Annotated in this window: 13 protein-coding genes and 1 pseudogene; 6 read left to right on the top strand and 8 right to left on the bottom strand. The window is 64.3% G+C overall.

Going from position 1 to position 13,727, the window contains the following annotated elements:
• Positions 1-5: 5 nt before the first annotated feature.
• From SK1NUM_RS03660 to SK1NUM_RS03650, 3 genes are all read right to left on the bottom strand, one after another.
• Positions 6-524 (bottom strand): stage II sporulation protein M, encoded by a 519-nt coding sequence (locus SK1NUM_RS03660; RefSeq protein WP_212325471.1) that lies wholly within the window; start codon positions 522-524, stop codon positions 6-8.
• Complete coding sequence (locus tag SK1NUM_RS03655; RefSeq protein ID WP_212325469.1) at positions 502-2,157, bottom strand: hypothetical protein; 1,656 nt, start codon at positions 2,155-2,157, stop codon at positions 502-504. The genes SK1NUM_RS03660 and SK1NUM_RS03655 overlap by 23 nt, the downstream gene beginning before the upstream one ends.
• Before the next feature lie 211 nt (positions 2,158-2,368).
• On the bottom strand, positions 2,369-2,593 hold the full coding sequence (locus tag SK1NUM_RS03650) for a circular bacteriocin, circularin A/uberolysin family (RefSeq protein WP_212325467.1): 225 nt from the start codon (positions 2,591-2,593) through the stop codon (positions 2,369-2,371).
• Between the two features lie 458 nt (positions 2,594-3,051).
• Between SK1NUM_RS03650 and galE the strand changes: the two genes are divergently transcribed.
• The gene (galE, locus tag SK1NUM_RS03645; protein WP_212325465.1) at positions 3,052-4,041 is read left to right on the top strand and encodes a UDP-glucose 4-epimerase GalE; all 990 of its coding nucleotides are present in this window, start codon (positions 3,052-3,054) and stop codon (positions 4,039-4,041) included.
• 14 nt (positions 4,042-4,055) lie between these two features.
• On the opposite strand, the gene SK1NUM_RS15165 is transcribed toward galE, so the two are convergent.
• Complete coding sequence (locus SK1NUM_RS15165) at positions 4,056-4,181, bottom strand: hypothetical protein (RefSeq protein WP_263407062.1); 126 nt, start codon at positions 4,179-4,181, stop codon at positions 4,056-4,058.
• Between the two features lie 127 nt (positions 4,182-4,308).
• Here SK1NUM_RS15165 and SK1NUM_RS03640 point away from each other — a divergent pair, with 127 nt between their 5' ends.
• Positions 4,309-5,499, top strand: a complete 1,191-nt coding sequence (locus SK1NUM_RS03640; protein ID WP_212325463.1) for a sensor histidine kinase — start codon at positions 4,309-4,311, stop codon at positions 5,497-5,499.
• A gap of 10 nt (positions 5,500-5,509) precedes the next feature.
• The gene (locus SK1NUM_RS03635) at positions 5,510-6,160 is read left to right on the top strand and encodes a response regulator (RefSeq protein WP_212325461.1); all 651 of its coding nucleotides are present in this window, start codon (positions 5,510-5,512) and stop codon (positions 6,158-6,160) included.
• Positions 6,161-6,223: 63 nt separating this feature from the next.
• Here SK1NUM_RS03635 and SK1NUM_RS03630 read toward each other — a convergent pair whose 3' ends face one another.
• From SK1NUM_RS03630 to SK1NUM_RS03615, 4 genes and pseudogenes are all read right to left on the bottom strand, one after another.
• Positions 6,224-7,936: a glycerol-3-phosphate dehydrogenase/oxidase gene (locus SK1NUM_RS03630; protein ID WP_212325459.1), complete on the bottom strand. Its 1,713-nt coding sequence runs from the start codon at positions 7,934-7,936 to the stop codon at positions 6,224-6,226.
• Positions 7,937-8,224: 288 nt separating this feature from the next.
• Positions 8,225-8,877 (bottom strand): annotated as a pseudogene (gene recR / locus SK1NUM_RS03625) (recombination mediator RecR).
• 1 nt (position 8,878) lies between these two features.
• Entirely contained in the window at positions 8,879-9,184 is a 306-nt protein-coding gene (locus SK1NUM_RS03620) for a YbaB/EbfC family nucleoid-associated protein (protein ID WP_212325457.1), read from the bottom strand.
• A gap of 50 nt (positions 9,185-9,234) precedes the next feature.
• Positions 9,235-11,400, bottom strand: coding sequence for a DNA polymerase III subunit gamma and tau (locus SK1NUM_RS03615; protein ID WP_396020918.1), 2,166 nt, complete (start codon positions 11,398-11,400; stop codon positions 9,235-9,237).
• A gap of 109 nt (positions 11,401-11,509) precedes the next feature.
• Between SK1NUM_RS03615 and SK1NUM_RS03610 the strand changes: the two genes are divergently transcribed.
• From SK1NUM_RS03610 to SK1NUM_RS03600, 3 genes are read left to right on the top strand one after another with little or no spacing between them, the layout of a single operon-like run.
• Positions 11,510-12,076, top strand: a complete 567-nt coding sequence (locus tag SK1NUM_RS03610; RefSeq protein WP_212325455.1) for a TetR/AcrR family transcriptional regulator — start codon at positions 11,510-11,512, stop codon at positions 12,074-12,076.
• Complete coding sequence (locus tag SK1NUM_RS03605; protein ID WP_212325453.1) at positions 12,073-12,795, top strand: ABC transporter ATP-binding protein; 723 nt, start codon at positions 12,073-12,075, stop codon at positions 12,793-12,795. The genes SK1NUM_RS03610 and SK1NUM_RS03605 overlap by 4 nt, the downstream gene beginning before the upstream one ends.
• A complete protein-coding gene (locus tag SK1NUM_RS03600) occupies positions 12,792-13,553 on the top strand; it encodes an ABC transporter permease (RefSeq protein ID WP_212325451.1) in 762 nt (253 codons plus the stop codon). Before SK1NUM_RS03605 ends, SK1NUM_RS03600 begins: the two co-directional genes overlap by 4 nt.
• Positions 13,554-13,727: the final 174 nt, after the last annotated feature.

Genomic DNA, 13,727 nt, shown 5'->3' with positions numbered 1-13,727 from the left:
CCCCTTCAACCAGTCTGAGCGTGAGATATTCCGGACTCCAGCAAAGCAGCAAGCACATACATCACAATCGCACCTAAAACCAAGAACGCAGTACTTTTTACATTGAACTTCACACATTCCCCTGACACAAGACGCTCCTTGAAAATTGCAATCACACGCCAACCTTCAAAGCCAACCAAAGCACACATTACCATTGCAACAATTTCGCATGGGGCATGGGGAAGCACTCCAGAAAGAATGGGACCGATTCCACTAGTTGCATAAACTCCCGCCGTCGAGGCACCCAAAATCATCATATTAAATCCAACCAAAAATAAAGCACCAACACCCAAGGTAAGAAGACCGGCAACAATTACCATTCCACCAACCTTGACATTATTCAGCAAAAGCCCCCAGAAAGCAGGCATATTATTCTCAGGGCGCATCGGAATATTGCACCCGATTGCCCAGCCAGAAAGAACACCAAGGAGAGCAATAATAAGAATTACCGACAGATGAACCTCACGGCCTCGAAGGAAACTCATTTTCACATCCTCCATATTTTCGGGATGCCAGCACACACCCCACCGCCAGGGAAATCAAAGCGGCTACCCCAATCCCCCACCACCCATCTCCTTGTACCAAACCCACAATCGGCAGTAGAGTCACCACGAAAACCAAGACCGTCTGCACGACGAAAAGAGGAACCATCCGGAGAGTCCTAAGCGCCCGGTATCCGGCGAGTGAGGACAGATCGGAAATTGAGTCATCCCGGCGCAGCATTGAGGTGTTGTGAAGAACCACCTCAAATGCATCAACGGGAGCCCCGAGGCAGATCCGCGCCAGGAAGGGCCACAAGACAACACCCTGTACAATTCCCGCAGCCAACACCACGACAGCACTCCACACGCCCCAATGAACCCAGGCCAGAACTGCCAGGAAACCCAGCATGACTCCAACCACCAACACGCTGGGAAGAAGTGTGATGTGCTTCAAGCTGGCTTCCAGGTCCCGGTAGTATTGAGCTCTGCTTCGACGGGGCAGGCGGCGAAACAGCCGCATCGCTCCCAGTAAGCTTCCCAGCTCGAATGTATCTGGGTAGTGTGATACGACGGCCCTGTGCAAGGCCAGCATGATGATGTAGACCTCCACCACGGCCAGCACAAGCAGGGATCCGGGGTGCGGGGCTCCTCTCCCCAGCGAGACGCTGATGCCCAGCAGAAGCCAGACCTCAAAGGGAATCAAGAAATTCAACTCGGTGGCCCCGAATCGGGGAGACTGCCGACTGAGTTGAGCGAAAATGAAGCCGCAATACCCATCAGCATCACCCCGTACACCCGAGGCGGCAATGTACTCACTTCTGTACCCAGAGTCCACCAGATTCCCCACCCTTGAGCGACGAACAATAATCATCAACCCCACGAGTAAGAGGAATGCCAAGGCGAGTAGCGGAATCAGTCCTGCACTGGAATAGGCAGTCTTCAAGGTGTCGGACAAGTCAGAGAACAAGACATTTGGAGCCGTTTTGAGCAAGAGTTCACCTTCGCCTGAGGCGTAGGCGGCACCAGCTTCACCCAACACGGCTTTGATTCCCGAGCATAGCCATACTGAGATCAGGAACACGATTCCCCCTATGGCCAGATAGGAAACCATGCCGGAAGCAGCATTCACTCGGGCCTTGAAAAGCGCACGACTCAGGAAAAGAACATAGGAGACGAGAACCACGAGCAGGGAAATGACGACGGCACGCATCTCTCCTTGAACCACCATGAAAGAGAGAGCACTTACCATAATGCCGAGGCGCTTGAACATCCAAAACCAATAGGCTGCATCCAAAATCATGATCCGGGCACGGCGAGAATCCTTAGCCAACCGCGAAACATAATTACCCTTCATTTTTCTGAAAGTCTTCACGAAGTCTTCAAAGACTGGCGCGAACGCCACGCCCACAACCCCGATAAGCGACAGGAAAACGCCGGAGATCACCCCAGCTCCACGAACCACCGCCAGCAGAGCAAGCATGGATACAGCAAACTGAACCCCCCACCTGAAGACCAGCAAAACTAAATAGAATCTAACATTATCAAAACGCAATATCCTGGCAGCTATTTGCGACGAGACAAGATCCTCATTCTTAGCCAATAGAAAAGCCGCCCTGAATCGCCAGCCTATCTTCACAGCCCACTCCGCTCAGCACTAAAGAAATTTTTCACGGCCACAGGCAAATCTGCACTGACAAGACTATTTACCGAACCGAAAGCCTCTCATGAATAGATTCCTAAAGATATTGTTTTACATTCCCGGCACACATTTCTACATTAGAATCGGAATCTAATTCTTGCTGTTGGGGGCAAGCTTCTAGAAGCTTGCCCCCAACAGCAATCTACCACTAGTAGGAAATCGCCGCCACAGCTCCCCGTCGTTTAGCGATAGATTTCACTGTAGCAAAGAAGGCACTCCACCTCACTGCCGAAATCCCAGCCCACCCCATGGAGACAATTGTTGCAATTGCCGTCGCAATAGAAAGCAGGCTGCCAACATTCATTGTGATGTTGTAGATCTGCTGTGCAGCATATTCTGATACTCCGAGAACATGAGCGATTTCCAGTTCCATCTCTACTTCCTCCTTGTAATAGAGCCGCGAGCACCGGCGCCCGCGATGGATATTACCCTCACCCTCTCCAGGAAACAGTAACGAAAGTAATATGTTTACTCAACCAACCCCTGCCATAGTGATATGATCTTTCGCCCCCTCGAACCTCAACCACACCAGGGGCACTCAACACTCTTAAATCCGCTCTTACAAGGGAGTTCACCTTAAAGGAGATGGTTTGCGATGATCAACATCGCCAGTCGTGGCAGCAGGACCGACCCACCACTCGCCGGCAAAGCAACCATCCTGAACACGGTCACCCGTTGCGGGCATCCCATGCCCAGCGCATCTGATACCGATAGGGTGGAGAACCTACTGAAAGCTTATTCATAGCTCATGGCAACCCGCCGCTGACAAGGGGTTCCGCGACGTCGTCGACCGTCCGTGAATAAGCCTCATACTGATATGGAGGAGCAGCAATGAAGGTATTGATCACCGGCGGGGCCGGCTACATCGGAAGCACCGTCGCCTCAGCCTGCGAGGACGCGGGCCACAGCGTCGTGATCCTCGATAATTTCTCCACGGGCCGCCGTGAGTTCGTCGGAGACCGGCCCCTCTACGAGGGAGACATCGCCGATGACGAGCTCCTGGACCGTCTGTTCAGCGAGCAGCAGGTCGACGCCGTAGTGCACTGCGCCGCGAAGATCATCGTCCCAGAGTCCGTCGCCGAGCCCCTCGCCTACTACGAGAACAACGTCTCCAAGACCATCACCCTCCTGGCGGCTCTCCAGCGCAACGGCATCGAGCGGTTCCTGTTCAGCTCCTCGGCCTCCATCTATGCGCCCGACGAGAACTTCATCGTCACCGAGGACTCGCCGCTGCAACCCGGCTCCCCCTACGCGCGGACCAAGTTCATGGTGGAGCTGATCCTTGAAGACTTCACCAAGGCCAGCGACGTGCGGGTCGCGTCCCTGCGCTACTTCAACCCCATCGGTACCGATCCCAAGCTGCGCAGCGGCCAGCAGCTGGAGAAGCCGTCCCACGTGCTGGCCAAGCTTCTCGAGGCCTGGTCCAACAAGGAGACCTTTACCGTGACGGGTGTGGACTGGCCGACCCGCGACGGCTCTGGCATCCGCGACTTCATCCACGTCTGGGACCTCGCCCAGGCGCACGTCGCCGCGCTGGAGCACTTCGACGAGGCGACCGCGAACCAGCCCTATCAGGTGTTCAACATCGGAACCGGCAATGGGGTGACGGTCAAGGAGCTGGCCGCGTCTTTCGAGAAGATCACCGGAGACCCCCTGAAGGTCCAGTTCGGTGATCCCCGGCCCGGCGATGTCGCGGGTGTCTACACGGTCTCCACCAAGGCCAGGGATGTCCTCGGCTGGCAGGCGGAGCTGACCGAGACCGATGCCGTGCGCGACGCCATCGCTTGGCTTCCCGTGCGCAAGGAAAAGCTGGGGTACTAAGAAAAGCTGGGGTACTAACTGGGATCAGTGGCCTCGGCCCAGAGCTGGCGGCGCTGCTCGGCACGGCGCCGGTCCAGCAGGCTCGTGACCATGCAGACGCCGGCTAACAGGAGGATGGTCCAGAACAGTTTGCGGATCATGATGACAAACCTACCTTCCAACGAAATGTCCGTAGCTGGTTTCAAGACCGGAGTGGGGTCGGCCCGGGGTGATCAGCGACCAAGGTCCGACGCCGCCCCTGACATCTACTGAATAGGCTTGCCGAACATGATGGCAGACCTCTCCGAGACACACCGTCGCCTGCTGATTGACGCGGCGGCGGCGCTGGGGGCGTTCCTGCTGCTGGTGGCTCCCCTGGTTCTGCTGGGGCTCTCCGAGAATGCGGCAGCGATCGGCTGGTCCACGCTGATGGTGGTCTCCCTGGCGTTCCGGCGCGTCAATCCACTACTAGCCGTGGCCGTGTGCGCGGCGGCGGGCACCGGCATGGTGGTCCAGGTCTCCTCCCCCACCCCCGCTGTCCTCGTGGTCCTGGTGGTCGTGTTCTCCGCGGCCAGGCATCTAAGCGGCGCTGCGAGCCTGGTGGTGGTACCCATCGGGGTCGCAGCCTCCGTCGTTGGCCCACTGTCGTGGATGGCAAAGATTCCTGCCGAGCTACGGTTCATGGCGGTCGGGTTGCTGAGCGCGCTGTGCCTGTCCCTGATCGTCAACGCCTACCTGCTCGGGAGGCGGTATGCAGCCCAGAGCCGTCTGACGGAACTCGATGAGGCTCTCGCGGAGGAGCGTTTCCTGGCAGGGACCCGCAGCACCCAGGAGGCCACAGAGCTGGCCGACGGCAGGGCCCGGGCCGAGGTGGCGCGTGAGCTACACGACGTGGTGGCGCACTCGTTGTCGGTGATCGTCGTCCAGGCTGAGGGCGCGAAGGCCCTGGCCTCCAAGAAACCTGAGGCCACCGTCGAGGCGTTGGATGTGATAGCCCGCACCGGCCGTAACTCGATCGGAGAGATGCGGCGGATCGTCTCCCTGCTGCGGGGCGAGTCAGACGCCACCTTCGGACCCTCGCCATCACTGCCTCAGATCCCCGAGATGGTGGCCAAGGCTGGCCCCCGCATCACCCTTGAGATGCCGGAGGAGCTACCTGCGGTACCCGACTCTCTGGGACTCACGACGTTTCGCGTGGTGCAGGAGTCGGTGACGAACTTCCTCAAGCATGCCGGCCCCACGGCCCAAGCCACTGCGACCATCAGCTGCGCACCCGAGGCCATCGACATCCGTGTCACGGACGACGGCGTCGGCGTCCACTCCGCGTCCGAGGGACACGGCGCCGGCATCAGGGGGATGCGCGAGCGCGTCGCGGCGATGGGCGGTACCTTCAAGGCAGGTCCGCGTACCGGTGGAGGCTACGAGGTGAGGGCTCGCCTGCCCTTGCCCTCCCAGCTGGGAAGGGGCTGGCTGAAGTGAGGAGGATTGGATGATCAAGGTGCTGCTGGCTGACGACCAGTCGCTGGTACGCAGCGGATTCCGCATGCTGATCGACTCCGCCGACGACATGGAGACCGTCGGTGAGGTGTCGAACGGGGCGGACGCGGTGACGGTGGTGAAGACTCAGCCGGTGGATGTCGTGCTGATGGACATCCGGATGCCGGTTATGGATGGCACCGAGGCCACCCGCCAGATCACCGAGCTAGGAGGCGACACCAAGGTCCTGGTGCTCACCACCTTCGACCTCGACGAGTATGTCTTCGCCGCGCTGCGCAACGGCGCCTCCGGTTTCCTGCTGAAGGATGCCCTGCCCGACGACCTACTGGGTGCGATCCGCACCGTCGCCCGGGGTGGCGCGGTGGTCGCACCGACGGCAACCCGCCGTCTGCTCGACCATGTCGCACCGAAGCTGCCGGTCGGCAAGCCCCGCGACGACTCCCGCCTCACCGGCCTGACCGACCGGGAACGCGAGGTGCTGATGGAGGTGGCGCGCGGCGCCAACAACGCCGAGATAGGATCCCGCCTCTACATGGCCGAGGGCACCGTCAAAACCCACATCGGCCGGCTGCTGGCAAAACTCCAGGCGCGCGACCGCGTCGGCTTGGTGCTGATCGCCCACGAGTGCGGGTTACTCGACTGACTCCGGGATATTCGACGGTCCAGCGGAGCAGGCGCGGCTGAACCGTCGAATACTTTTCGGCATTCAGCCGACGATGTCGGGAGCCTCCATGCGAGCGGCTGAGGCGGCGGCGTCGGTGAGCTGCTCCTCCGCGGCCAGCTCGGCGGCGATGCGCTCCCGGTAGTTGGTCTTCTCCCGCTCCAGGCGCTCCTCGTCCCAGCCGAGCACCGCGGCCGCGATGTCCGCCACCTCGTCGACGGCGGCGGCACCGCGGTCGCGGGCCTCGGAGTTGAGCCGGACGCGGGAGACGAAGATGTCCTCCAGGTGCATGGCACCCTCGACAGCGCAGGCGCGGTACACCTCGGCGCGCAGGAACTGCGGAGCCGCCTCAAGGGGCTCTCCAAGGGACGGGTCGGCGTCGATCGTGGCGAACAGATCGGGCAGCTCGGAGCCGTAGCGATGCACCAGGTGCTGCAGCCGGGCGGCGTCGAAACCGTACTTGGCACCCAGCCGGCGGGCCTGGTTGGCGGCCGCCTCGAATCCCTCAGCCCCCAGCAGCGGAAGCTGCGCCGTCACCGACGGCCGCGACTTCGCCAGCGCCTTGCCCAGCGCGAAATCGACGGCGTCCTCCGCCATCACCCGGTAGGTGGTGAGCTTTCCGCCCGCGATGGCCACCATGCCAGGAATCACCTCGCTGACGGTGTGCTCGCGTGAGACCTTCGTGGACTTCGACTCGTCCAGCACCTTCGGCTGGAGCAGCGGCCGCAGGCCGGCGTAGGTGCCGATGATGTCGTCGCGGGTCAGCGGCGGGTCGAGCACCTCGTTGGCATGGGCCAGCACGTAGTCGATGTCCTCAGCAGTGGGCACGGGGTGCTTGAGCTGTTCGTGCCAGGCGGTGTCGGTGGTGCCGATCACCCAGTAGTGCTGCCACGGGATGATGAACAGCACCGACTTCTCGGTGCGCAGGAACAGGCCCGTGCCTGCCTTGAGGCGTTCCCGCGGGACGACGATGTGGATGCCTTTGCTGGCCAGCACCTTGAGGCCACCGGTACCGCCCGCAAGGTCCTGGGTCTCCTCCGTCCACACGCCGGTGGCGTTGATGATCCGATCCGCCTCGATGGTGAACTCGCTGCCGTTCTCCAGATCCACAGCCTTCACCCCGCTAGCACGTCCACGGCCGTCCTTGAGGATCTCGGTCACCTTGACGCGGCTGGCGGCGGCGGCCCCGTACTTCATGGCGGTGCGGATCAGCGTGATCACCAGACGGGCGTCATCGACCCGGGCGTCGTAGAACTCGATGGCGCCGATGAGGGCGTCGCTCTTGATCTGCGGGAACCGCCGCATGGCCCCGGCCTTCGAGAGGTGCCGCTGAATCGGCACCGTCTTGCGACCCTTGGAGCCGATGCGCGCGAGGGCGTCGTACATGCCGACGCCGACTGCGGAGTAGGCGCGCTCGATGACGGGGGTCTTGAGCGGCCACAGGAAAGGCTGGGCCTCAACCAGGTGCGGGGCAATCGTGGTCAGCAGCCGGCCGCGTTCCCTGAGTGCCTCGGCGACCAGCTTGAAGTCGAGGTTATAGAGGTAGCGGAGCCCGCCATGCACCAGCCGCGACGAACGCGATGAGGTGCCGGACGCCCAATCCTGGCCCTCGATGACGGCGATGCTCAGGCCACGCGACGCGGCGTCGAGGGCAATCCCCGCCCCGGTGACCCCGCCTCCGATGACGAGCACGTCGAACTTCTGAGAGGTCATGGCCTCAAGGGAGGCGGCACGCTGTTCCTGAGACAGGATGGTCATTCTGGGCTCCTTCGCTCTTTTATAGATAGCTTTGCCAGTTGCACACATGTTCACAAGCTGCGTGCACATCAGTGCAGCCGCCGCTCGGCGTGACGGGTGGGCGTGCGTCTGAAGCCGCCCTCACCGAAATCCGTTGCCCCTGGCCCCATGTGCAGATCAGCAGCGGACAGCAGAGGCAGGGATTACCGCACCACCGACGCGAAGGCGGACGCAGGCCGGTCTGGCTCGCGGTCCGCGTCCTGAGACTCGGGGACCTCCTGATCACCTGGAGCGTTGGGCTTCACGGCCTCAGCGGGCGTTGACGATGACGCCGGCTGGTCCGGCCCCATCTGAGCGGGCTCCTCGCCAAACATGGAGCGCCGCCCCTCGAAGGCGCGGCCGAGGGTCACCTGGTCGGCGTACTCGATGTCGCCGCCGACCGGCAGGCCGGAAGCGGGACGGGTGACGCGCACGCCAAAGTCACGGAGCATCCGCCCCAGGTAGGAGGCCGTCGCCTCGCCCTCGGTGTCGGGGTCGGTGGCGAGGATCACCTCGGTGACGGTCCCGTCGGCAAGACGCTGGAACAGCTCCCGGGTGTGCAAGTCACCGGGGCCACGCCCATCGATCGGCGAGATCGAGCCGCCCAGCACGTGGTAGGTGCCGCGGAACTCGCCGGTACGCTCGATGGCCACGACGTCCTTCGACTCCTCCACCACGCACAGCAGCGACCTGTCACGGCGCGGATCACGGCAAACCCGGCACCTGGTCTCCTGCGAGACGTTGAAACACACCTCACAGAACCGCGCCGCCTCCTTGACGCGCCGCAGCACGTCCGCCAGCTGGAAGACCTCCTCCTCGGGGGCGTCGAGCAGGTGGAAGGCGATACGCTGCGCCCCCCGCGGGCCGATGCCTGGCAGGCGACTCAGCTCGTCGATCAGCTCCTGTATGGGGCCTTCATACAACTCAGAAACCCATCCCCGGCATTTGCGGCGCAACGGCCTCGGCCGCGGCCTCGACCTGCTGGCGGGCGGTCCGGAAGGCAGCGACGATCATCGCGGACAGGCTCTCGGTGTCCTCCGGGTCGCAGGCGGCTGGCGCGATGGTCACGTCCAGCATCTCACCCAGGCCATTGAGCTTCACCGTAACGAGATCTCCTCCCGCGGTGCCCTCGAACTCCTTACCGGCCAGGCCGTCACGGGCAGCGATCATCTGTTCCTGCATCTGCTGAGCCTGGGCCAGCAGCGCATTCATGTCGAGTCCTTCGATCATGATGTCCTTTCGTCGCGCTCAATGATAGGTGCCGTCTGTGACACCCCCGGTCAGGCGAGCGGTTCTTCCTCGATGATCTCAGCCCCCAGCTCAGCAGCCAGCAGCTTGGCGGCCAGCTCGTCGGCGTTCTCCAGGTTCTGGTCGTCCTCGGCCACCTCGGGTTCCGTCTCACGTTCCGGGGGTGAGGGTGGGGTCGGCTCGGGGCGGCGGCAGGGTTGCCTAGGCTCCGGAGGTGGTTCCTGCTGCTGGCCTGGCTGCTGAACAGGAGCGGCGGCCGCTGGTTGCTGCTCGGACTGGGCGGGACGTTCGTTGGCACCGGACATCACGGCCTGGACGCGCACCTCGATGCCGATGACCTCGATAATCGATTTGACCAGCAGGTCGTTGACCCCGGATGAGGCAAAGTTCTCCCGCGCCCCGGCATCGCTGAAGCCGAGCAGCAGCTGTCCGTCGGTGACGTCCAACACCTGTGCGTGCTTACTCAGCATCATGTGGGCGAAGCGGCGATGCCGCTTCACCGCCTCCAGGACATTGGGCCAGACCTGCCGCAGTTCTGCTGCCGCCAGGACCCGGCCTGCCTGGCTGGGGACGGATGGTTCCGGCGCAGCGGGACGCGGCTGCTGGGGGGCTGAGGCCTGCGGGCCACGTGGCGGGGCCCCTGCCGGGCGGCGGCGAGGCCGTCCGGGTTGCTGCTGCGCAGGCTGGGCTGGCCCAGCTGGGGACGGTGCTTGCTGCTGCGGTTCGGGCTCAGACGGGGGTGTCTGCCCACCCTGACGCTGACCAGGGGCCGGCTGCCGCGCGACTGCCGGCTGGGCCGGCGGAACAGGCTCCTGCCGGGCCGGCTGCTGCCCGACGCCGTCGCCGATCATCCCGACCCGTCGCTCCAGCCGGTCCATCCGGGCATGGAGGCCGCGCTCATCGGTGTCGGCGCCGGGCAGCAGGACCCTTGCGCACATCAGCTCCAGGTGGAGGCGGGGTGCGGTGGTGCCGCGCATAGCGGTAAGGCCGTCGGCGATGACCTCGGCGGCTCGGGTCAGCTCGCCCGCGCCCATGCCCGCGACTTGCGTGGCGAGGCGCTGCGCCTGGTCTGCAGAGACCTCCAGCATGCCGTTCTCGGCGGCCTGCGGCACGGCGGCGAGGATCACCAAGTCCCTCAGCCGGCGTAGCAGGTCCTCGGCGAAACGACGCGGATCCTGGCCGATCTCGATGATCTTGTCGATGCTGCGGAACACACCCGCGGCATCGCCTGCCGCAAAGGCGTCGACGATCTCGTCGAGCAGCGCATCCGGGGTGAATCCGAGCAGCGCCGCCGCCTGGTCGTGGGAGACACCCTCCGGACCGGCGCCGCCGAGCAGCTGGTCCAGCACCGACAGGGAATCCCGCACCGACCCACCCCCCGCGCGCACTACCAGCGGGAGGGCCGACGGCTCCACCACCACTCCCTCCGTGGAGCAGATCTCGGACAGGTATTCACCAAGCAGACGCGGCGGCACCAGGCGGAACGGGTAGTGGTGGGTGCGCGACCGGATGGTGCCGATGACCTTCTCCGGTTCCGTAGTGGCGAAGACGAATTTCGCGTGCGGCGGGGGTTCCTCGACGAGTTTCAGCAGCGCGTTGAAACCCGCGGTGGTGACCATGTGGGCCTCGTCGACGATGTAGATCTTGTAGCGGCTGTGCACCGGGGCGAAGAAGGCGCGTTCCCTCAGGTCTCGGGCGTCCTCGACACCGCCGTGGCTGGCGGCGTCGATCTCGATCACGTCGATGCTGCCCGGTCCGCCCCGGGCCAGGTCCTGACAGGAACGACAGGTCCCGCAGGGCGTCGAAGTGGGGCCCTGCTCGCAGTTGAGGCAGCGCGCCAGGATACGCGCGGAGGTGGTCTTGCCGCAGCCACGCGGCCCGGAGAACAGGTAGGCATGGTTGACGCGATTGTTGTCGAGCGCCCGCATCAGCGGCACGGTGACGTGGTCCTGGCCGATCACCTCGGAAAACGCATCCGGACGGTAGCGGCGGTAGAGAGCCAGCGGCGGAGAGGCCAGCTCGGGACGCGTCTCCTGGGCATCCACGGCCGAGCGCGATGGCGCCCCGGGCGCGGGGGCAGGTTCCCTGGGCTCATCAAAGAGCCCAGGACCCTCCTGCTCGTAGGAGGGCTCGCCGAAATATCCCTCGTCTAGGGGCGCGTACTCGTCTTCGGGTTCGCCGTCGTACTCGTCATCCACGCGACCAACTGTATTGGAGGCCACCGACTCTTGTACGCCAGCCGGCGGTCCGGTCAGTCCTCACAACCATCACTGTTACTCAATAACAGTTATTTGCTAACATCGACGCATGCGAACCGCTGCAGCCCACAACCGGGCCAGGCTTCAGGACACCGCCCTGAGACTCTTCCAGGAACACGGCTATGCGCAGACCTCGGTCGCGCAGATCGCGGCAGCCGCGGGGGTCTCCCACATGACCTTCTTTCGGCTTTTCCCCACCAAGGAGTCCGTGGTCGTGGGTGATCTGTTCGACCCTGTCATCGCAACCGCTGTCGCGGCGCAGCCCACTGACCTCCCACCCCTGGAACGCGCGACCCGGGGACTGCTCACCGCCTTGGCCGGCGACGAGGCCAGCGCCGAGCTGGCCTCGGATGGGTTCCGCAGGCGCATCGAGCTGATCGCCACCACCGGCGCGCTGAGATCGGCGGCCTGGGCGTCCGGACAGGCCACACAGGACGCGATCTGCCAGGAGCTGACCGCCCAAGGCACTGACCCCGCCGACGCCCGTGCGGCCGCGGGAGCTGTGATCGGGGCCGCCACGGCACTGCTCCTGGCCTGGGCCTCGGAACCAGCCCGCGAATCGGCCGCCCAGGCCCTGCGGAGAGGGTTGTCAGGCCTGGCGGGGGGTGCGGGATGAGCGTCGCGCTGGCGCTCCGGGCAGTCACCCGCTCCCTGCGAGCCCGGAGGGTCCTGAGCGGCCTGGACCTCGTCGTGCATCTCGGGGAGTGCCATGCCCTGGCTGGCCTCAACGGGGCAGGCAAGACGACCGCCCTGCGCATCGCCCTGGGAATGCTGCGCCCCGATTCCGGGACGGTCGAGGTCCTGGGGAGGAAGACCCCGAGCGCCAGCCACGACATCTGGCGTAGCGTCGGGCACCTGGTCGAGACCCCGTTCTCCTACCCTGAGCTGACGGCCCGGCAGAACATCATCGCCTCCGCCATCCTGCACGGTCACGACCCCGCCGCCCTCGCATCCGGCATCGCTGAGCTCGCCGGCCGCCTCGGCCTGACCGACTGGCTGGACGTCCCGGCGCGACGCCTGTCCCTGGGTACCCGCCAGAAGGTGGGACTGGTGGCGGCCATGGCCCACCGTCCCCGGCTGCTGATCCTCGACGAGCCGACAAACGCGCTGGACCCCCTGGCGATCGCCGGGCTGCGCGGCCTCATCACGGACCTGACCCATGACGGCACCGCCGTGCTGGTGACGAGCCATCATTTCGACGAGCTCGCGCGCATCGCGCACCGCGTCGATGTGCTGCATGCCGGGCATGTCGTCGACTCCCTGAGGCCCGATGGCCCGGATCTTGAGGCCCGGTTCTTCGAAACAGTCCTGGCCGCAGAGAAGCAGACGCGATGATCATCCCACGCCAGGTACTAGCCATTGAGACCCGCAAACTCATGCAGGCCACCGTGACACGGGTGGCGACGACAGCAGCCCTGCTTCTGGTCACGCTCACCGTCGCAGGCGGCTATGCGGCGGCCACGCTGGCTCCCGGCAGCCAGATGGGCTCAAAGGCAGCCAGCCTCATGACCACCGGCGGCTGGACCGGACTGACGGCGCTCGCCGCAGTCAGCACCGGCGTCACGTCATTGCTCGCGGCCGGGATCGTCATGGCCTGGCTCGTTGGCCGTGAATTCACCGACGGCACCGTCGTCGGCCTGTTCGCGCTGCCCGTCAGCCGCTCGGCGATCGCTCTGGCGAAGGTCCTGGCCGCGGCGGCCTGGGCGTCGCTGCTGGCTGTCGCGTCCGGTCTGCTGACTGGCCTGGCGGGGATCTGCCTCGGACTGGCCCCGGCTGGGGCTGCGGCTAGCGTGGGGGTCATCACCCTGTCTGGGGTCCTCCTCGGCGTCAGCGCGCTGCCGGTGGCCTGGTTCGCCACCCTGGGGCGCGGCTATCTGACGGGGATCGCTGGCACCCTGGGCGTGGTCGTCGTCACGAACCTCGCGTCCGGATTCGGGATAGGAAATTTCATCCCATGGGCGGTGCCGGTCCTCTGGGCCACTCCGGGCAGCGGGACAGATCCACTCGCCCTGGCGCTACCACTGGCAGTGGGGATCGCTGGAGCATTCCTCACCGCACGCTCCTGGGAGCACCTGCAACTGGGAGATCGCTGACCCATAGTAGAAAAATTCCCCACTTCTGCTCGGAAGAACGAGCCCTCCTGCTTGGAAATACGATTGTATTCCGCATCCGGGGAACACCGCATCGTAGTCCAGGCCAGGTGGCGGCCGGGCCGGTGCAGATCCCGCCGATAGGGAAACGTCGGGATCTGTGGGGCCTTGCCCAAG

Origin of the sequence: Arachnia rubra, from assembly GCF_019973735.1 — a bacterium.
GTDB lineage: Bacteria > Actinomycetota > Actinomycetes > Propionibacteriales > Propionibacteriaceae > Arachnia > Arachnia rubra.
This window is presented reverse-complemented; position numbering and strand designations above follow the sequence as displayed.